Genomic DNA, 20,394 nt, shown 5'->3' with positions numbered 1-20,394 from the left:
AGAATGTCGGACCTTCCCAAATCAGACGAATTATTGGAAAATCTGGATCATAAAATGGCCAAGACCGACTGGATGGATACCCCCATCAATATCCGTCCGGGAATGTACTGCTATGCGTCCAACCCCAAGAGCGTCGAGACGCTGGGCCTTCCCAACGCGCGGCCCTGGAACCCCCTTGATGACGACTGGAAGCTGCCGGAGAACTGGCAGCAGATCATCCATGAAGGGTTCAAGGAGCGGCTGGAACGCTTCCGGAGCTTCAAGATCTTCATGGATGTCTGCGTCCGTTGCGGGGCCTGCGCCGACAAATGCCATTTCTTCATCGGCACCGGCGACCCCAAGAACATGCCCGTGCTTCGCGCCGAGCTGCTCCGGTCCGTATACCGCAACGACTTCACCACCCTCGGGAAGCTCCTGGGGCGGATCGGCGGGGCCCGGCCCATGACCCTGGACGTGCTCAAAGAGTGGTGGTACTACCTGTTTCAGTGCACGGAATGCCGGCGATGCTCGGTCTTCTGTCCCTACGGCATCGACACGGCCGAGATCACCATCATGGGCCGTGAACTCCTCAACCTCATCGGCCTCAACATCGACTGGATCGCCACGCCGGTCTCCAACTGCTACCAGACGGGCAACCATCTGGGCATTCAGCCCCACGCCTTCAAGGATATGCTCGACTTCTTCGTGGAGGACATCGAGGAGATCACCGGCGTCAACGTGGAGCCGAGCTTCAACAAGAAGGGCGCCGACATCCTCTTCATCACCCCCTCGGGGGACGTGTTCGCCGATCCGGGAACCTATACCTGCATGGGATACATGATGCTCTTCAAGTATCTCAAGGACAAATACGGGCTTGACATCACCTGGTCCACCTATGCATCCGAGGGCGGCAACTTCGGGTTCTTCACCTCCCACGAAACCATGAAGCGCCTCAACGCCAAGATGTACGCGGAGGCCAAGCGTCTCGGTGTCAAGTGGATCCTCGGCGGGGAGTGCGGACACATGTGGCGCGTCATCAGCCAGTACATGGAGACCATGAACGGGCCCGCCGATTTCCTCGAGGCCCCGGTGTCGCCCATTACCGGCACCCTGTTCGAGAACGCCAGGCAGACCAAGATGGTCCACATCAGCGAATTCACGGCGGACCTGATCAAGCACGGAAAACTGGAGCTCGACACCAGCCGGAACGACAAGCATATCGTGACCTTTCACGATTCCTGCAACCCCGCGCGGGGCATGGGCATGCTGGATGAGCCCCGATACGTGATCCGAAACACCTGCAACCATTTCTACGATATGCCGGCCAACACCATCCGCGAGAACACCTTCTGCTGCGGCAGCGGTGCCGGACTCAATGCCGGCGAGGACATGGAGCTCAGGATGTGCGGCGGTCTTCCCCGGGCCAACGCCGTCAAATACGTCCATGAAAAACACGGGGTCAACATGCTGGCCTGCGTCTGCGCCATCGATCGGGCCGCCCTGCCGGCGCTGATGGAATACTGGGTTCCCGAAGTCGACGTCACCGGCGTGACGGAATTGGTGGCCAACGCCCTGATTCTCCCGGGCGAGAAGGAACGAGAAACCGATCTGCGCGGCGAACCGCTGCCTGGAATGGAGGAGGAATAGCATGTCGAAGAAGATGTACAACAAAGAGCAGGTGGTCGCCGGGCTGGTGATCTTTATCGCTCTGGTGTCGTTTCCTTTCTGGTACAACCTTGGGAAAGCCGCACCGGCGCCCACGCTGGAGCTGACGAAAGAGGCCAAGGCCGCCAAGGTGTGCGTGAGACCGACGGAATACATGAAGGCGGAGCATATGCAGCTTCTGGATGTTTGGCGGGATACGGTGGTCCGTGAAGGCAAGCGGATTTACGTGAACGAAGCGGGCAAGGCGTTCAACATGAGCTTGTCCAACACCTGTCTGGACTGTCATTCGAATAAGGCCGAGTTTTGCGACAGATGTCACAACTACGCTTCGGTGGACCCGTATTGCTATGACTGCCATATTGACAATCCGAAGGAGACAAAGTGATGGAAAGCAGCAGAAGAAAATTCTTGAAGGTCGCCGGAATATCCGCCGTCGGCATGAGTGTGGGCACCCAGCCGGTGCTGGACGCCCTGGGGGCAACGGGCGGAGGGCACGGCGAGACGAAGTCGCCTGAGATCCTCAAGGCTGAAAACGCCCTGAGCGCCGTTCATTGGGGAATGGTCATCGATACGCGGAAGCTGGAAACAGCGGCGGATCTGGAGCCGCTCATCGAGGCCTGTCATAAAGTCCACAACGTCCCGCATTACGAGCTCCAACGTCACGAGATCAAATGGATCTGGGAGACGGAATTCCAGCACGCCTTTCCCGGAACCGGAACCAAATACCTGAACGAGGGCGCCCAGCACCGGCCGTTTCTTGTCCTGTGCAATCATTGCGAAAACCCGCCGTGTGTCCGTGCCTGCCCCACCAAGGCCACCTTTCAGCGGGAAGACGGGCTGGTGCTCATGGATTTTCACCGCTGCATCGGCTGCCGCTTCTGCATGGCCGCCTGTCCTTTCGGTGCCCGGAGCTTCAACTTCAGGGATCCGCGGCCCTTCATCCCCGAGATCAACAAGAAATTTCCCACCCGTTCCAAGGGCGTCGTGGAAAAATGCAATTTCTGCGCGGAGCGCCTGGCTGAAGGCAAAATGCCCGCCTGCGTCGAGGCCTCCAAGGGGGCCATCGCTTTTGGCGACCTGGACGATCCTGAATCCGAGGTGCGGAAGCTGTTGAGGGAAAACTACGCGATTCGGCGGAAAGAGAATTTGGGAACGGAACCCTCCGTATACTACATCGTATAGACCAGGCCGTTCAGGACGCGGGCGGCGGGTCGCCCTCCGCCGCGTGCGGTCGGGCGCGTCCGACGCTCCCGGCAACTGCATCGCCTAACTTTTGAAAATGAGGTGGTTATGCTTGAATTAGCTATTAAGGGAAGCAAAAGATATTACGGATTACTGGCGGTCCTGGCCGGTATTGCCGGCCTCGGCGGCCTGTTCTGGTTGTGGCAGCTCGATTTCGGTCTGGGCATCACCGGCATGAGCCGCGACGTCTCCTGGGGATTCTACATCGCTCAGTTCACCTTTCTCGTCGGTGTGGCCGCCGGAGGCGTCATGGTGGTCCTGCCCTACTATCTCCACGACTACAAGGCCTTCGGCCGGATCACCATCCTCGGTGAATTCCTGGCCATCGCCGCCATCGTCATGTGTCTGCTGTTCATCACGGTGGACCTGGGTCAGCCCATGCGGATGCTCAACGTCATTTTTTACCCCACGCCCAATTCCATGCTGTTCTGGGACATGATCGTTCTGAACGGATATCTCTTCCTGAACATCGTCATCGGGTGGAATGTTCTGGAGGCGGAGCGGAACAACACCAAGTATCCCAAATGGGTAAAAATGCTGGTCTACGTTTCCATCCCATGGGCCATCAGCATCCACACGGTCACGGCCTACCTTTACTGCGGTCTGCCGGGCCGCGGGTTCTGGCTCACCGCGATCCTGGCGCCCCGATTCCTCTCGTCGGCCTTTGCCGCCGGACCGGCGCTCCTGATCCTGCTCTGCCTGGTGATTCGCAGGTTCACGAACTTCGATCCGGGTCGGGAGCAGATTCAGACCCTGGCCAAGATCGTCACCTATGCCCTCATCCTCAACGTCTTCTTTTTTCTCTGCGAGGTTTTCGTGGCCTTCTACAGCCAGATTCCGGAGCACATGGACCACATCAAGTACCTCTTTGTGGGGCTTCACGGTCATGGGAAGCTGGTGCCCTTCATGTGGACCTCCATGGCCCTCATGGTACTGGCCATCATCATGCTGATTCCGCCCAGGTTCCGCGCCAACGAGGGCCTTCTGGCCATATCCTGCGTCATGGTGTTCCTCGGGACGTGGATCGACAAGGGCCTCGGCATGATCTCCGGCGGGTTCGTTCCCAACCCGTTGCATGAAATCAACGAATATGTGCCCACGATCCCCGAGTTGATCATCACCCTCGGCGTATGGGCTGCCGGATTCCTCGTCCTCACCCTTCTGTTCAAGATCACGGTGGGGGTCAAGGAAGAGGTTCACGCGTAAATTTCATCACAGTTGCCTGAATCAGCGGGGTTCGCCTTCGATACGGAGGTGAGCCCCATTTTTTTTCTCGACCTTCGACTTTCATGTGGCGACCGGATAGATACGGCCCATGAAAGTCGAAAGTTGCGTTTTTTATAAATGGGAGGTCATCCATGAGCGTCGTCGTTCATCAACGCAAAGAAATTCATCAGGGTCGGGTCTTTACCCTGGTTCGGGAGAAGGTGACCCTGGCCAACGGCGTGACCGTGGACCTCGACACCCTCCGGCATCCCGGCGCATCGGCCGTCGTTCCCATGACGGCCGATGGGTCGGTGGTCCTGATCCGGCAGTACCGTCATGCGGTCGGCGGTTATATCTGGGAGATCCCGGCAGGGACCCTGAACCCCCGTGAAGATCCCGAGACCTGCGCCGTCCGGGAGCTGGCCGAGGAGACCGGATACCGCGCCGGGTCGTGGCGAAAGCTGGGGGAGATCACGCCGGTTCCCGGGTATTCCGACGAGCGGATTCACCTGTTTCTGGCCGAGGATCTCACCCTCGCGGACCAGAACCTGGATGCCGACGAAATCCTGGACGTCCATGAATTTCCATTGGAGACGGCGGTGGACATGATCGCAACCGGGGAGATCCAGGACGCCAAGACCATTTGCGCCCTGCTCCGGGTGGGGTGCCCGGCAAAAGGGGAGCCGCGGTCCTAGACGTCGCTGGCGGCGTCGTCGTGATGCTTTTCCCGGATGGACGACTGGAGCCAGGCCTTTGAGACGGCATGGCAGAGGGTGGCAAGGGGAATGGCGAAGAAAAGTCCCCAGATCCCCCAGAGCCCCCCGAAAAGGAGAACGGCGACGATGATGGCGATGGGGTGGATGTTGACCACGCCGGACAGCAGGATCGGGACCAGGAGGTTTCCGTCCAGAGCCTGGATGATGCCGAGGGCGATCATGGTGTAGGCGAACTGAGGCCCCCACCCCCATTCGAAAAAGGCGATCAGACCCACAGGGAAGAACATGACCGTCGCCCCGATATAGGGGATGAGAACCGAAAGGCCGACGAAGAGGGAGAGCAGCATCGTAAACGGCACTTTCATGAGGATGAAGGTCACGTAGGTCACCCCCCACACGATGAGAATCTCCCAGATCTTTCCCCTTACGTAGTTGGTGATCTGTTGGTTCACCTCCACCCACACCTCGCCGGCCAGCTTCCGCTCCTCGGGCAGAAAGCTCCGGATCCATTCGATGATGAGGGCTTTGTCCTTGAGAAAGAAAAAGACCATCAGGGGTACGAGGATGAGGTAGACGAGGAAGGTGAGGAGACCCCGGACCGAGGCAAGGGAGATCGACAGGAGATACTGGCCCAGTCGGGTCAGCTCTGCGGTCAGATAGTTGTTGATCTGTCGGATCTGGGCCTCGGAGATCATTTCCGGGTATTTGTCCGGAAGCTGCATCAGGACATTCTGGGTGCTGGCGATCATGGAGGGCAGGTCCTGGAGGAGCTGTCCGATCTGACGGGACAACAGGGGCAGGAGCCAGAGGATCAGGATCAGGAGACAGGCCATGAAGAGGCTGAAGACGATGATGACGGCAACGATCCTGGGAACGCGGAACCCTTCGAGACCGGCCACCATTCCCTCCAGGAGGTAGGCGATGATGACGCTGAGGAAAACCGGCATCAGCATCTCTCCCAGGTAGAAGATCACCACGAACCCCAGGACGAGCAGAAACCCCAGCATGATGACCTGGGGGTCCGAGAAATAATGTCGAAACATTTTCCGAAAAATATCGATCATGCGTCTGTCCCGCCGTTGAAGGCCCTCAGTCTTTCCGTTTCGGAAACAGCAGATAACGGATCCATCCCGAAAAGGTGTTGTCCCGAAGCAGATCCCGGTCGATCCGGTCGAAGTCCCGGGAGATCTTGGCGGGGTCCGACAGCCACTGGGATCGGGTAACCATTTTTTCGTCGGCATCGAGGGTTTTGACCACCCTGGCGGGGTTTCCTGCGGCAACGACGTTGGGGGGAACGTCTCGGGTGACAACGGCCCCCGCGCCGACGATGCTGTTCTGGCCCACCGTCACCCCCTTGCAGATAATGGCCTGGTCCCCGATCCAGGCGTTCTCCTCGATAACCACAGGGGCGCCCGTTCCCATGGCGGCTCGGTTGTAGATGCCGTGCCAGTCCGAATCGGTGATGTAGACGCCGCTGGCGAACATGCAGTTGTCGCCGATGGTGATGCTGCATGAAGCGCCCATGCGAACCCCCGGGCAGATCAGGACGTAGCTGCCGATGCGGATGCTGCCGCGGTCGGGGCGGTCCGACCAGACGGAAAAACGGACCTTCCTGTCCGGCGCGGCGATGACGGTGGCATAGCGGCCGATTTCAATCCGGGGTCCGAATATTTCCACGTGCCAGGGCTTCATGAAATGGGCCCCGGTGCCGAGATGATCGAACTGGGGGCGCAGAAAGCGGCGGGTATAGAATTTTTGTAACCGACGGTCCAGCCGCTTCAGGAAATAGGGGCGGTGATCCTTTCTCATGGCGTATTTCCCTCAGGGGCCGTTCCAGAAGCGATGAGAAAAGAGCCGGGCGGCGGGGGTCAGGCGCCGGAGCGCATCGGCCGCCATCAGAACGACGCCGTTTGTCCAGGTGTTCCGCTCCTCCGGCCAGACGGTCAGGTCCGGACAGGTGAACCCGCACCAATAGGCCCCGTCGGCATCCGCCTTGTCGGCGATCCATCCGAAAACCATTCCGGCGAGGGCATCGTTGCCCATGGCCGACAGGGCGAGGCAGAGCTCGGCGGTCTCCGCCACCGTGACCCACGGCTGATCGGACACGCATCGGACACCCCGGTCCGGAATGACGAACTTTCGCCAGTGGGCGTCGATGCGGCGCGTTGCGGCGTCTCCGGTAAACGCGCCCGAAAGGACCGGATAGAACCAGTCCATGGCATAGCGGGCCTTGGTCATGTTGAAGAGGTGCGGGCGGGTCTGGAGAGCCTTTCCCAGGCGGACCAGGGCCTCGTCCCACAAGTGCGGGGCGTATCCCAGGCGCCGGGCTGCGGCCAGGGCGCACTTGAGGCTCATATAGATGGAGCTGCATCCGGTGAGCAGCGCCATGCGATCGACGTCGCCTTCAGGGCTGACGGCCCAGAAGATTTCGCCGGTTCGGTTCTGAAGGCCGACGGCAAAGGCTATGGCTGCGGACACGGTGGGCCACAGGGTATCGAGGAAGTCGAGATCCCCGGTGACGAGGAAATAGTGGTAGACTCCCACCGCGATGTAGGCGGCCATGTGGCTTTCCCGGGTGCGGTTTTCAGGGACCCCGCTCCGGTAGGCGGAGTACCAGCTGCCGTCCGCCAGCTGAGTTCGGGCCATCCACTCATAAGCCCGCGCCGCCGCATCGAGGCGGCCCCCGATGCACAAGCCCATGGCTGCTTCGACATGGTCCCACGGATCGGTCTTATCGCCGGGGCACCAGGGGATCTCGCCGCTTTCGAGCTGGGCCCGCGCGATGACGTCCGTGATCCGGTCGATATCGATGGAAAGGTCGTGCTCACTGACGCAGGGTGTGGGTGTCATGCCGTCGTATCTCTTTCGTGTCCCTTGAACCGGCCGTATTCATACTGTGAAACGTCCGGATATGCAACAGAAATTCCGGCGATTCCGGACGGCATCGTCGAAATCCGTCCGCATCGGATGCGCTGCAGGGAGCCTGCTCGCGGGCCGGATACGGCGGATGCCTCATCCCATCGGGTCGTAGGATACCCGGCGGACCTTTTCCCCCAAAGCGTCGAACACGGCCGAACCCTCCCGGTCCGCCGCGGTGTCTCCTGCGGCGATCTGTTCGATGCGCCGGGACCGGTCCTTGTCGGTGCTGCGAAGGGTTGTTTCGTTCAACAGGAGTTTGCCGCGGACCGTGTCGAAGACGAGGATCGGACCGAAGCGGTTCACCCCGTTTTCCTCCTCGGTGAGCCGTCCCGTGATCCGGAACCCCTTGACCTGAAATCCGCGTTCGGGCGTGACATACGCCAGAAGCTCCTCGAAGAGGGTGAGGGTCTCAACGACCATGTCGGCATTCCCGGCATCCAGGGCCGCCTTGCCGTCGGCCGCGAGGGCATTGATGTCCTCCTCCCCGTAGGAGAGGTCGAGCCGCTGGATGCAGGTCTTCCGAACGAAGCCGACGGAGTCCTCCCGCTTGCTCGTCACCACGTCTTTGTCGTTGAGGATCTTGACGGCGTTGCGGATACTGATCATCTCCTTGATGGTGGGGCTTTTTCTGAGGGCGACGTCGTCGACGGTCGTGTGGTAAAACGGCAGTTCGTTGTCGAGGACCAGGATGGTGTTGTTTTCAGGATCCTCGGTGAAGAGATACAGATCCATATCCCGTTCCCTGCGGTGCGCGTAGGGACCCATGCCGAGCAGGCGCCGCATGGCGTCCAGGTCCGCCTTTTTGCCGCTGCCGGAGGGTCCCAGGGTCGCGGTCACGCGTTGGGCCAGGCGGTCGATTTCGATCTTTTGAAGCAGATTTTCCTTGAATGAGGCCATGGCGGTTCTCCTTGGGTTGTCGCGAAGGGCGGGCCCCCTTACGGTGCTGTTCCGGTGGGTGGGCCGCCGTGGAGGATGCCTATAATATATATATTATATATTCCCAAAAAACAACGCAACTCGCGTTTCGCTTGAGAAATCGGGTGGCCGGGAATCGGTCGTTGCACTGAGACGGCCCCGGCGTTCGCCGATGATCGTCATCCGCCGGAGGGAAGTGAGGCCGCACCTGCGTGGAAACGCCGCCGGCTTCGCCTGTTGCAAGACCGTTCAAGATAAGGTAAGGTCATTTCCATTTTAAACCTTGACAATAGGAACTCCATGAAAAAAATAGCCGTTTTGCCCGGAGACGGAATCGGTCCGGAAGTGATGAAGGCGGCCCTCAAGGTTCTCGGCGCGGTCGAGAAGAAGTTCGGGCTGGAGCTGGTCTATGAAGAAGCCGACGTGGGCGGGTGCGCCATCGACCGGCACGGCAGCGCCCTCCCGGCGGCCACCCTCGCCCTCTGCGAGGCCGCCGACGCCGTCCTCTTCGGTTCCGTCGGCGGTCCGAAATGGGAGACGCTGCCGCCGGAAAGGCAGCCTGAAAGAGCCGCCCTCCTGCCCCTGCGAAAGCATTTCAACCTCTTCTGCAATCTCCGTCCGGCCCGGGTTTTTCCCTCCCTGGCGTCGGGCTCTCCCCTCAGGCCCGACATCGTGGGAAAAGGGTTCGATATCATGTGCGTTCGGGAACTCACCTCGGGCATCTATTTCGGTACGCCCAGGGGACGGGAGGGAAAAGGTCCGGATGAGCGGGCCTACGATACGAAATCCTACACCCGGCGGGAGATCGAGCGCATCGCCCGGAAGGCCTTCGAGATTGCGCGGGTGCGGAAACGAAAGGTGACCTCGGTGGACAAGGCCAACGTGCTCGAGTCCATGGTCTTCTGGCGGGAGGTGGTGACGGACGTGGCCCGGGAATATCCGGACGTGGCCCTGAACCATATCTACATCGACAACGCCGCCATGCAGCTGATCCGGGACCCCCATCAGTTCGACGTCCTGCTCTGCGGCAACATGTTCGGCGACATCATCTCCGATGAGTGTGCCATGCTGACGGGTTCCATGGGCCTTCTGGCTTCGGCGAGCCTCAACGAGTCCCGCTTCGGTCTTTACGAGCCCGCCGGCGGATCGGCTCCCGACATCGCCGGCCGGGGTGTCGCCAACCCCGTGGCCCAGATTCTGTCGACCGCCATGATGCTGAAATACAGCCTGGGCGAAGAAACCGCAGCGGCCGCCGTCGAAAAGGCCGTGGCCGACACCCTCGATGCCGGTATCCGGACCCGGGATATCGCGGGGGAACAAACGACTGCCGTCGGCACCGATGCCTTTGGAGACGCCGTGATCGAACGGCTGTGAGGTTTCCGTCATGCCGCCGAAAGTCTCGGCATCGCCCGCGGAACCCGCTGCACCAGGATGAGACGGTAAGACATAAAGAAGTTCTGACCACGGCTTCCCAAAGGTCTTTCAATCCAAAAGGAGGATTCCATGATCCGGCATCTGGTTTTTTTGAAATTCAAAACGGACGTCGCCCAAGGGGCGATTGCGGAAATCGAGGCGGGGCTGGCGGCCCTGCCGGGTGTGATTCCAGAGATCCGGTATTACGATTTCGGCCGGGACGTGATGCGCTCGCCCCGGTCCTACGATTTTGCCCTGGTATCGCTTTTCGATGATCTCGACGCGCTGAAACGGTATTCCGAACATCCGAGCCATCAGGCCGTCCTCCAGAAAATTCTGGCGGCGACGGAACAGATCGCGGCCGTCGATTTCGAAACCGACACGGCTTAGGAACATCCGATTGTCGGAAGGTCGCCCTTCGGGATAGGTTCGGTTGCGGGGGGACTCCTGACGGAGCCCCCTGATCATCCGGTCATTTTTTTTGGGATTTCATGGCTTCCTTCAGTTTTTCGCCGAGGGTGCCCAGGGCAGCGGCCTGGGGCTTCGCGTAGGTTTTCCACTCCCCCGTGCCCTCGCCGCCCACGGGCGCCAGGGTGAGCCGTCGCGTATCCGGCTGGACCTCCTCGATGACGACGCTGATGGGATCTCCCACCTTCAGGCGGTCGATCTCCGCGGCCTTGGCGGACTGGCTGATTTTGGAGCGGGGCATGAGGCCCGTCACGCCGGGGGCGATGTTGACGAAGTATCCGAATTTTTCCTTTTTCTCCACGGTGCCCTCGGCCTGCCGCCCCGGAGTATATTTTTCGTCGATGTCCGCCCACGGATCCCCTTGGGCGTCCCGGATGGAGAGGGATATCCGCCGGTTTTCCAGATCGACGTCCTTGATCACGACGTCGACGGTCTCCCCGGAGGCGACCACGTCGTCGGGGCGCGTCACGCGACGGGTGTAGCTCATCTCGCTGATATGGACCAGGCCTTCTATACCGGGGGCGATCTCCACGAAGGCCCCGAACCCCATGAGCCGGGTGACCCGACCCTGGATCCTGTCGCCGGCCTTGAACCCGGGGGCTTCGGTTTCCCAGGGGTCGCCTGAAATCTGTTTGATGGAAAGCGCGATCTTGACCTGACCCTTCTTCTTGCCTTCCTCCATGCCGATGACCTTGACGGTGACCGGATCCCCTTTTTTGAGCACCGCCTCAGGGGTGTCGACGCGGGACCACCCCAATTCCGAGACGTGAATCATCCCTTCCACGCCGGGGAAAAGCTCGACGAAAGCGCCGTAGGGCATCATGTTGGCCACGCGGCCCTCCAGGATGCTGCCCACGCCGATGGTCTCCATAAAGGCCTTTTTGGCTTTCTCCTGCTCCTCCTCGAGAAGCCGCCGCCTGGAAATCACGATATTTCTGCCGTTCTCCTCGAGGCGGGTGATGGTAAAGAGGAATGTCTCTCCAACATAATCCTCGGGGTTTTCGACATATCGGGTGTCGATCTGGCTGACGGGACAAAACGCGCGGCGTCCCATGATCGTCACGTTGAAACCGCCCTTGCACGGCGCCTTCACCTTACCCTCCACCGGGACCTTTCCCGCGAAGGCATCCTGAAGAAGGTTCAGGCTCCCGATGCCGGAAAAGGCCTTGGAGAGGCGCATTTCGTTTTCATCGAAAGCGACCACGTAAAGCTCCAGAATGTCGCCGATGCCGTAAGGGAACTCGCCGTTTTCATCGAGAAGCTCGGTTTTGTCCACGGCGCCGTCGATTTTGGCGCCGGTATTGACGAATACGGTGTCCATGCCGATGGCGATGATCTCCGCTTTCACCTTGTCGCCCACCTGAAGGTCCTCTCCGGCGTCGGCGTCGAAGGATGCAAACATGTCGGCAAAGCTTTCTTCTCCGTCTTCGGTGTAATCATTTTCAAAATTGTCTGACATTACGGTTCTCCAAATCTCTCTGTGTGATCATGGGGCAAAGGCGCCATGTTTTCTGAAGTGCTGTGCTAGAGCCTATAAAATTGTCGGAAAGGCATGTCAATGAATATATGGTAAAAATCCTGCCGCCGCCGACCGGATGAAGCAGAAATCGTCCGCCTCTTTTCTGACGGAGACCGATGCCGTGTCCGTGTCCGTGAGTCCGCCGTTGTCCGTAACGGTGAGTTCGAAGGTCAGGGGGGTCGTCGTATCGATGTCGGGGGCGACAAAACGCATCCGGACGTCGGTTTCGCCGGTGAGGGTCACCGGTTCGCCTCCGGTCTGGCGCCAGCTGAAGGCGGCGATGCCGTAATCCGGATCCGTTGACTGGGACCCGTCCAGGGTGACCTGCCCGTCGCCGTCAACGTTCCGGTCGCCGCCGGCGTCGGCCAGAGGCGGCTGATTGGGGGTATTGCGGCCGGTGTGGCGGACATCGTGGCGGAACATCGGCCAGGGGGCGCCGTGAAGGATGCCCTCGGTGCCGGTTTCGACGGCGAAGAGGCGACCGTTCTGAAACACGCCGGTGCTGAAGGACGCCTGGGTGCCGACATAGAGGGCTCCGTTTGCGGCGATAACCGGTGAGGCGCGCATTTCACCCAGCCGCACCGACCAGCGTTCGATGCCGTCCGCACCGAGCCCGTAAAGGATGCCGTCGAGAGAACCCACATAGATCCCTTCGTCGGCCCCCACGACCGGCGTCGACCGAACGGGGCCGAAGGTCTGGAACGTCCACTCCGGAACCCCCCGGGTCTCCTCGTCTCTAAGCGCATAAAGAACGCCGTCGTCGGACCCCACAACCACCCGGCCGTCATTGTCGATGACCGGCGAGGACTGCACCGGTCCCCCGGTCTCGAAGCGCCATTTCAGGCGGCCTTCCCCTTCGGCGTCGGTAAGGGCGTAAAGATGACCGTCGTCGGAGCCCACGTATACGGTGTCGTCGGGGCCGACGGCAGGCGAAGAGCGGACATCGCCGCCGGTTGGGAATCGCCATTTCACGGTCCCGTCGGCGGTGACGGCATAGAGATGGTCGTCGTCGGACCCCACGTACAGGGTGCCGGCCGCATTCACCGCCGGCGACGATCGGACCGGGCCCTGGATCCGGAGACGCCAACGCAGCACCGCTTCGGTGCCGTTGTCTTCGACGGCGTGGATTGCGGCGTCGTCGGTTCCCAGGATGACGACGCCGTCGGGGGCGATGGCAGGGCCGGCAAAAATGGCGCTGCCGGTTTCATACCGCCATTTCAGCCTTCCGTCCCTGTCAAGGGCATAGAGGGATCCGTCCGTCGAGCCGGCGTAGAGGGTGCCGTCGGCCCCCACCGCCGGAGAGGCGACGATGTCGCCCTGGGTCGCGAACTGCCATATTTCCACACCGTCCGCATCGACGGCATAGACCCGATCGTCGTCCGATCCGATGCAGACGATTCCCGTTCCGCAGATCACCGGTGAGGCCTCGATGCGGATTCCCCGCTGGAACTGCCACAGAATATCGCCTTCGACGGCTGCGGCGTCAGGGGTTCCGAGAAATCCGGCCGTCGTCAGGGCGACCCCGGCGATGATGCGCGCCAGCATGTGTATCATCGGTCTTTCCTTTTGAATGTCTCCCAAAAGGGGAGACGTTGTCTTGAAATTTCGGCTTGACGGCATGTCGATGCTCCTGAGCCCGTCAGTAGGCCAGGCGTCCCAGAGATTTGAGGATCAGCGTGAATCCCATGGCGAACATTCCCATCAGTCCCATGCCGCAGGAAAACCCCGCCAGAAGGACCGGGGCATACTGGCGCCACATGGCCCCGTAACGTTTCAGGAAGAAGAATCTTCCCAGAAAGGCCCCGAGGACTTCGAGGATCATGCCGTGGGGCGTACTCTGTCCCAGACCCCGCACCACCCCGTATACCAGCATTACCGGCAGGCCGAAAAAGGCCAGGATCATATAGGTGACGACGCCGAATCCCATCCCCGTCAGAACGTAGACGACGCTCAGGGCCTGGAAGAACGCCGAGTTGCCCTCGAGGGTGGATGTCTGCATCAGGAGTGTGTTGAGGGCCTGAAGGTGCCAGAGTTCCTGGGCGTAAGGGTAGCTGCTGGACGGGATGGGGGCGAGCTGCCAGATGAACTGCGAAAAGAGGAGGCTTGCGATCATCACCACCGGGAATACCACGATCTCGGCTTTGATGATGCCCCGAATGCTGGTGCCCGTCAGCTCGATCTCCCGGAAATCCACGGTGGTCTTGCCGTAATTGTGGATGGGGATGGGGGCGTACCAGATTTCGATGCCCTGATAGCCGAAATACTTGGCCCCGGCGATGAAGGAGGCCTCCCTGACCAGGGGGAGGCTGATGAATTGCCCTGCGATGCCTTCCATCCGCGCCGTGATATACGAGACCACGGGCGTGTAGAGAAATCCATAGACAATGAAGAAGATCCAGGGGAAATTGGGCACCAGCCACACGCAGAGCAGCACGTAGGCCGTGGTGGAGAAGACATAGATGGCGATGGAGATCCAGAAATTGAAGTCGCCCCGGCCCGGCGGCGGGTGAAAAAGATTCCTGAAGCTGCCGCGTCCGTCGGTCTTTCCAAAGGATTTGACGACATGCCAGATGCCCACGAAGGCGATGGAGAGACCCAGACCGATGCCGAAGCTCATGTAGAAGTCGAAGTTGTTGGCAAAGACCGTATCGACGGTTCCCATCCCGGGGTGCCAGCGCGTCAGGATCCCGTATTCATAAAGAAAGGGGTTGGCGATTACCGTAATGAGAAGGCCCACCAGACCGCCGATGACGGCCCAGAAAGGCAGAACCATGCCGATGAAGATCAGGCCGAGGTCGAGCTGGATGCCGGTGGCCACGGCCGGCAGGATTTCCTCGGTATGCCGGGTCAGCTCCACCCAGGGGATGGGGATGAGACGGATCGATTCGGTGAAGAGGAGCCCCGACACCGTGGGAAGCAGGACATAGACGGCGCCGAAGGCCAGTCCGATGACGCCCCCGATGGAAAAGACCCGCCATTTCCAGCTTCTTTGTTTGTCTTCGGTGGATTCGGCCAGGGCCATGGTGCCCAGGGCGCCGACGGGGGCCATGGGGAAGGGCAGCTTTTCCACGTCGGAGGTGATCCGGTAGAGGGCGTAGCCGAGACCGAAATGGTCGACGCGCTGAATGATCTGGGAGCCCACCAGCAGGAGGATGGGGATCAGCCAGTCCCGATGGAAAAAGGTCCGCTCCACCATGGACGCGGCGTCCCCAGGCGGGGCCACCCATGTCGGAATGAACTCCGTGAGCCCCAACATCCGGGCGGCGTCGGACTGGACGAGGTATTGGTTCCACAGAAGGCCCTGGAAAGGGGAGGCGAGGGCCGCCCCGGCCATGTAATACAGCAGGAAGATTTCCTGCTGCTTCAGCTCGGTGTAGGAGCGCTTGGCGATTTCGGCAAACAGGATGATGGTCACCCAGCGGGCCGCCGGCCCGATGCCCGTGCCGATGACGAGCTGCAGGTACATGCTTCCCGGCATCATGAGAAAGCCGATAAAAACGGCACCCACGATGGTCTTCCAGTCGAACCCCTCTTCGAAATGGGTCGGCTGAGGCAGCAGATCCCGGTATTCCTGAAGTTCCTTGTCTTCGTACATCAGTGGTGAATTTGGATGCTCATGGGGTCCTTGTCATCTTCATCCGTTTTATCCGTTACGACGCTCCCCTGCCTCCGTGGTGCGGTCCGTTTCCGTGTGACGGACCCGGCGTCAGTCGGGCAGCACCTGATAACTCGCATCGCCGAAAAGGCCGATCACCGCCCAGGTGCCGCCCATCAGAAAGTCGCCGATGATGAGGCCGATAAAAAAGTATCGCAGCTGTTTGAACAGCGCCACCCCCCCGTACCGCATGCAGAGGCTGTTGGCCAGCCACCCGATAAAAAAGCTGACCCAGAGGATTCGCATGGCCGAGCTGTAGGTGGTCAGGTATCCGATGGGGTGGATCGGCCACCAGGGGAACCGGTGATAGCAGAGCACCAGAACCAGCATGACGACGGCTCCAGCGGCCGCGAAGAGACGCACCCAGTCGGTGTTTTGAGGCGGCGCTTCGATGAGCCGCTGGACGTTGGCGTAGACGGTGGTGGTGGTCTGAACGGTCCAGTCCATCTGCAACTCCCGTGCGCCGAATTTATAACACAGGGCCAGCATGGCCACAAAGGAAACCGTGACGGCCAGCAGGAGGGTGATCAGCATGGCCAGAAAGATCGTCCGGCGGTTGGTCGTCCGTTGGGTCAGACTGCTCGAATGGACCAGGGACGGCATAAGGGACTCCCGAAGATCCACGAAAAGGACCTTCTGCATCACCGCCGATCCCAGGAGACCGACCTGAGTGAAAAATTTGGGGCCGAACAGTGCCAGGAGGCCGTCGATGGGGGCGACGGTGAGGGTGAAGTAGGCGATGCCTCCCTGGCAGATGACGCGACTGGCCACCAGCATGACCATGAAAAAGGCCCCGACGACCAGAACCGACACCATGAAGGGCATCCTGAAAATCCAACACCAGAGAATGATGCCCGAGATGCCGGCGACGCTCCCCCAGAAAGCGGTCCGGATGGAGAACCATTCCGTTACCGGCGTCGGTGCCGGGCGCCGGCCGACGGCCGTCTGGAAAATTTCCCGCAGGTGGTACCGCGACAGCCATAAAATGAAAAGAAAGAAAACCCCGTAGGCGCCGATCATCTGGGTCTCCTCGGGTCGGGTGAGGGTCGGACCGAAGGTGACGCCCAGGGCCGCATCGGGGATGTTGTAGCCCAGGACGGCCAGGAGCCCCATGATGAGGCCGCCTGCAATGAAAAAGAACCAGAACGAGAAGGAGATCTGTCGGGTCGTGAGAAACGCGAAGCCGATGAAGGCCGGGTAGATGTAGATTTTCAGCTTGTGAAATCCCGAAAAGAGGCCGTACTGCGGAAAATAGGGCCCTGCCAGGATGAGGGTTGGGATCTGGGGCACCTCCGGGAAGTAGAAATTGAGCCCGTTGACGGTGTGGAGAAAAATGGGAACGAAGAGGCCGGCCGCGAGAAAACGGTTCCCGAAGAACGCTCCCGTCCGGCCCTGGTCCAGGGCGTCCGCCAGCAATTGGGGGACCCGGAGGAGGGGGAAGTTCATCCGTTCGTTGTAGATCCACTGGCGGCTGAAGAGATTGACCAGGCAGATCATGACGCCGTAGCAGAGCAGGATGAATCCTCCCCAGACCATGAGGGGGCCGATCCAGGCGCGCCAGGGGATGTGGGTGACCAGGGTCCACCATCCCATCCGGCGACCGTCGGGGAGCCCGTTGTAGAGACGCTCGACGGCTTCGGCATCGTTGGGGTACCAGGCCCGGGGAAGGATCGGATGGAGCACCTCCTTCCAGGCGTTGCCCACGGTGGCGAAATGGTAGGGGGCGGTGAGGTTGATGAAAAAGGTCCGGACCAGGCCGGTGTAGGCGATGCCCGACACCAGAAACATGAGCATCCAGACGATCACGAGCTCCTTTCCCGTGAATAAGGCGCGTTTGAAGACCCTCCCCGCAAGGGCGGTGAGCACTGTGAGCCAGACCAGAATAAAGAAGGGTGCCAGGGGAAAGTGGCCGCCGCCCAGCGGAGTGGCCTGTTTGTAGGCATTGTTGTAAGGGGTCAGGGCACACATCGCCGTCGCCAGGACAATTCCCAGGATAAGGGCTCGAAGCCGGATCGTCTCGTGGTCGTGTTGATGGGCGCTCATGGATGTTACTGTACCATTCTCCATCCGAAACGAAAACAGATTTTATTCCGGCATGATGGCGTCGATACGGCGTCGGGCGTAGACAAAGGCGATGGCGGCGGCGGTCCAGGTAATGGCGCAGATGCCCCACCATATGCCCAAAAGGCCGACGTCCTGGATGCGGGTGAGAGTATAAAACACGGCAAATGGGGCGACGATCTGACGGAACAGCCCGATAACCACCGCGAACATGGGCTGTTTGATCCCCTGCAGGGCCGCGACGCAGACGAAGAGGATCACGTAGGCCGTGAGGACCAGTGCCTCGATTTTCAGGTAGGTCGTGCCGACGGCGACGACGTCGGGGTCTTTCGAAAACAGCGTCATGAACCGTTCCGCCAGGAGAAAGAGGGTGATGCCGCCGCAGGATGCCGTGACCGTGCCGTAGGTCAGACATTTCCGGAGGGTCTCCCGGATACGGTCGAATCGGCGTGCACCGTGATTCTGGGCGATGAGGGTGAGGGTGGCGGTATTGAGGCCGATGGCGGGCAGAAGAAGGATCTGTTCCACGCGCATGCCCACTCCGTAGGCGGCCACCGCCGTCTGCCCGAAACCGCTGATAAAATAGGTGATGACGAAGACTCCTATGGCGATGGTCAGGATGTTGAGGCCGGCCGGAAATCCATGGCGGGCGATTTCGGCGAAAGGCGCGGCCCGGGGCAGTAGCTCCCGAATGGTGCCGCCGTCCAGAAGTCCGGTCCGGCGGACGTGAATCCCCAGATAGACGCACCCCGTCACCTGAACCAGCACGGTGGCCAGGGCAATGCCGGCGACCCCCATGGCCGGCACGCCCCAACCCCCGAAAATGAACCACGGGTCCAGGAGTACGTTCAGGAAGAACCCGGCGATGAGGAAGTTGCGGTAGATCCGGGTGTTGCCCACGGCGTTCAAAACGGCGTTCAGCATCTGGATGAGGATGAAGAAGACCGTCCCGTTGAACAGGATGTCCATGTAGGTGAGACAGATGGACAGATAGGCCTCGTCGGCCCCCAGGAGCCGAAAGAGAAGCGGGGCCGAGGCCTTTCCGATAAACGCCAGGGCGACGGAGATAAGGACGCCGAAGGCGATGCCCTGAAAGGCGAAGCGGCGGGCCGTCCCGGGGTTCTCCCCGCCCAGGGCGTTGCCGATAAGGGCCGTGGCGCCGGTGGCGATGCCGCTGCCGATGGAGATGATGATGAAGAAGACCGGCAGGGAAAGGGACATGGCCGCGAGGGCCGTCGTCGAGATGAGGCCTCCGAAATAGGTGTCCACCACATTGTACATGGTGTTGAAAAAAAGGCCGATGCTGACCGGAATCGTAATCCTTCGAATCAGCTGCGGGATCGGAGCGGTGGTGAGGTCGTTGGAACGGCGTCTTCTGTCCGGGGCGGCGGGATCCGGAATGACGGTCGGCGGGACGGGGTCCCGCCGCGTCTTCCTCCGGTGGTTCGATGGTTGCACAGCGGGTCGGGGTTACGGGAGGATTTCAATCTTGGCGTCGGCCTTGAGCTTCTCGATATAGACGTTGATCGCCTCGATCATCTTTTCGCGTTTCAGGTGCTCGCCGATTCGGGGCTTGGCTTCATCATAGGCGGTGGTCGATTCCGGCTTTTTGTCCATCACCTGAATCAGGTGATAGCCGAACTGGGTCACGACGATGTCGCTCACGTCGCCCTTTTTCATGGCGAAAGCGGTTTCTTCGAAAGGTTTGACCATCTGCCCGCGGGAAAAATAGCCCAGGTCCCCGCCCTGAGCGCTGCTCGGGTCTTCGGAATATTGTTTGGCCAGCGCGTCGAATTTTTCGCCCTTCTTGAGCTTGTCCTGAATCTCCTCGATCTTCTTTCGTGCGGCGGCCTTGTCCGCTTCACCGGCCGAGGCGTCGGCCTTGATCAGGATATGGCTGGCCTTGATCTGTTCGGGCTTTTTGAAGAATTGGGGGTTCGTGTCGTAAAATGACTTGCTCTGAGCGTCGGTGATCTCGATTCCGGGTGCGATTCTGGATTCGATGAGCTGCTGGATGACCATGCTCTGGGCGATGTTGGTCCTGAGGTCGGCCTCGGTGGTCTTCATCATCTCGAGGGCCTGCCGGTATTCGGCGTCTCCCGGGAAGTTGCTCTTCATCGTGTCCATCTGGGTGTCGACCGCCTTGTCATCGGGCTTGATGCCGTTCTTCAGGGCATCCTGATACAGCAGTTCCCGGTCGATCATGTTGTTCAGGACGTTGCCTTCGATCTTCTCGAGTTGATCCTTGTCGATGTTCTGTCCCTGACCGGCGAGGCGATGGGTGACCAGGGTGAGTTCCCGGTTCAGGGCGTCACGGCTGATCTCCTTGCCGTTGACGACGGCGGCGACGGGGTTCCGGGGTTTTTCATCGGCTTTGACGGCGGGTGCGGCCGTCTTTTGGGGTCCGCTTTCGGCAAAAACGGTTGCTGCGGGCATCAATAGCAGCCCCGCCATGACTACCGTCATCACTCTTTTGGATACGTTCATGACATCTTCCTTTCAGATGAAGAATTTTATGGGTTGTTTATGTCGGCGGCGGACACGATTTCGGATTTCGTGTCGCGGAGGGATTTGGACGGGCGTCACGACAATGCGAAAGAGAATCCGTGTCATCGCGCGTCGAATTCCGGTGCATC

The 20,394-nt window shown here is 60.4% G+C and carries 17 protein-coding genes; 7 read left to right on the top strand and 10 right to left on the bottom strand.

The window, feature by feature from the left end; translation table 11 throughout:
- Positions 1-3 precede the first annotated feature (3 nt).
- The 5 genes from dsrK (at position 4) to dmul_RS17570 (ending at position 4,787) form a co-directional block, all read left to right on the top strand.
- Complete coding sequence (gene dsrK, locus dmul_RS17590; RefSeq protein ID WP_020876672.1) at positions 4-1,626, top strand: sulfate reduction electron transfer complex DsrMKJOP subunit DsrK; 1,623 nt, start codon at positions 4-6, stop codon at positions 1,624-1,626.
- Between the two features lies 1 nt (position 1,627).
- Positions 1,628-2,029, top strand: coding sequence for a sulfate reduction electron transfer complex DsrMKJOP subunit DsrJ (gene dsrJ, locus dmul_RS17585; RefSeq protein WP_020876671.1), 402 nt, complete (start codon positions 1,628-1,630; stop codon positions 2,027-2,029).
- Positions 2,029-2,826 (top strand): sulfate reduction electron transfer complex DsrMKJOP subunit DsrO, encoded by a 798-nt coding sequence (gene dsrO, locus dmul_RS17580; protein ID WP_020876670.1) that lies wholly within the window; start codon positions 2,029-2,031, stop codon positions 2,824-2,826. The genes dsrJ and dsrO overlap by 1 nt, the downstream gene beginning before the upstream one ends.
- A gap of 108 nt (positions 2,827-2,934) precedes the next feature.
- Positions 2,935-4,092 (top strand): sulfate reduction electron transfer complex DsrMKJOP subunit DsrP, encoded by a 1,158-nt coding sequence (gene dsrP / locus dmul_RS17575; RefSeq protein WP_020876669.1) that lies wholly within the window; start codon positions 2,935-2,937, stop codon positions 4,090-4,092.
- Between the two features lie 152 nt (positions 4,093-4,244).
- On the top strand, positions 4,245-4,787 hold the full coding sequence (locus dmul_RS17570) for an NUDIX hydrolase (protein WP_020876668.1): 543 nt from the start codon (positions 4,245-4,247) through the stop codon (positions 4,785-4,787).
- Here dmul_RS17570 and dmul_RS17565 read toward each other — a convergent pair.
- The 4 genes from dmul_RS17565 to dmul_RS17550 form a co-directional block, all read right to left on the bottom strand.
- Complete coding sequence (locus dmul_RS17565) at positions 4,784-5,872, bottom strand: AI-2E family transporter (protein WP_020876667.1); 1,089 nt, start codon at positions 5,870-5,872, stop codon at positions 4,784-4,786. The genes dmul_RS17570 and dmul_RS17565 overlap by 4 nt on opposite strands.
- Positions 5,873-5,897: 25 nt before the next feature.
- Positions 5,898-6,617, bottom strand: coding sequence for an acyltransferase (locus dmul_RS17560; RefSeq protein ID WP_020876666.1), 720 nt, complete (start codon positions 6,615-6,617; stop codon positions 5,898-5,900).
- Between the two features lie 12 nt (positions 6,618-6,629).
- Entirely contained in the window at positions 6,630-7,658 is a 1,029-nt protein-coding gene (locus tag dmul_RS17555) for a hypothetical protein (RefSeq protein ID WP_020876665.1), read from the bottom strand.
- Positions 7,659-7,820: 162 nt separating this feature from the next.
- A complete protein-coding gene (locus dmul_RS17550; RefSeq protein ID WP_020876664.1) occupies positions 7,821-8,624 on the bottom strand; it encodes a hypothetical protein in 804 nt (267 codons plus the stop codon).
- 318 nt (positions 8,625-8,942) lie between these two features.
- Here dmul_RS17550 and leuB point away from each other — a divergent pair, with 318 nt between their 5' ends.
- A complete protein-coding gene (leuB, locus tag dmul_RS17545; RefSeq protein ID WP_020876663.1) occupies positions 8,943-10,016 on the top strand; it encodes a 3-isopropylmalate dehydrogenase in 1,074 nt (357 codons plus the stop codon).
- A 129-nt stretch (positions 10,017-10,145) separates the two neighbouring features.
- Positions 10,146-10,445: a Dabb family protein gene (locus tag dmul_RS17540; protein WP_020876662.1), complete on the top strand. Its 300-nt coding sequence runs from the start codon at positions 10,146-10,148 to the stop codon at positions 10,443-10,445.
- A gap of 82 nt (positions 10,446-10,527) precedes the next feature.
- Here the strand turns inward: dmul_RS17540 and dmul_RS17535 are convergent, their stop codons facing one another.
- From dmul_RS17535 to dmul_RS17510, 6 genes are all read right to left on the bottom strand, one after another.
- The gene (locus dmul_RS17535; protein ID WP_020876661.1) at positions 10,528-11,982 is read right to left on the bottom strand and encodes a 30S ribosomal protein S1; all 1,455 of its coding nucleotides are present in this window, start codon (positions 11,980-11,982) and stop codon (positions 10,528-10,530) included.
- 96 nt (positions 11,983-12,078) lie between these two features.
- Complete coding sequence (locus tag dmul_RS17530) at positions 12,079-13,596, bottom strand: outer membrane protein assembly factor BamB family protein (RefSeq protein WP_052018543.1); 1,518 nt, start codon at positions 13,594-13,596, stop codon at positions 12,079-12,081.
- An 85-nt stretch (positions 13,597-13,681) separates the two neighbouring features.
- Positions 13,682-15,637 (bottom strand): oligopeptide transporter OPT superfamily protein, encoded by a 1,956-nt coding sequence (locus dmul_RS17525; protein ID WP_020876659.1) that lies wholly within the window; start codon positions 15,635-15,637, stop codon positions 13,682-13,684.
- 111 nt (positions 15,638-15,748) lie between these two features.
- Positions 15,749-17,740, bottom strand: a complete 1,992-nt coding sequence (locus dmul_RS17520) for a DUF6785 family protein (RefSeq protein WP_020876658.1) — start codon at positions 17,738-17,740, stop codon at positions 15,749-15,751.
- 42 nt (positions 17,741-17,782) lie between these two features.
- On the bottom strand, positions 17,783-19,216 hold the full coding sequence (locus dmul_RS17515) for an MATE family efflux transporter (RefSeq protein WP_020876657.1): 1,434 nt from the start codon (positions 19,214-19,216) through the stop codon (positions 17,783-17,785).
- A 12-nt stretch (positions 19,217-19,228) separates the two neighbouring features.
- Entirely contained in the window at positions 19,229-20,245 is a 1,017-nt protein-coding gene (locus dmul_RS17510; protein ID WP_020876656.1) for a peptidylprolyl isomerase, read from the bottom strand.
- Between the last annotated feature and the right edge of the window lie 149 nt (positions 20,246-20,394).

It is taken from the genome of Desulfococcus multivorans, from assembly GCF_001854245.1.
In the GTDB taxonomy this organism is placed as follows: domain Bacteria; phylum Desulfobacterota; class Desulfobacteria; order Desulfobacterales; family Desulfococcaceae; genus Desulfococcus; species Desulfococcus multivorans.
Note: the sequence above shows the minus strand (reverse complement) of the source record. Positions and strands in the feature narration are given on the sequence as shown.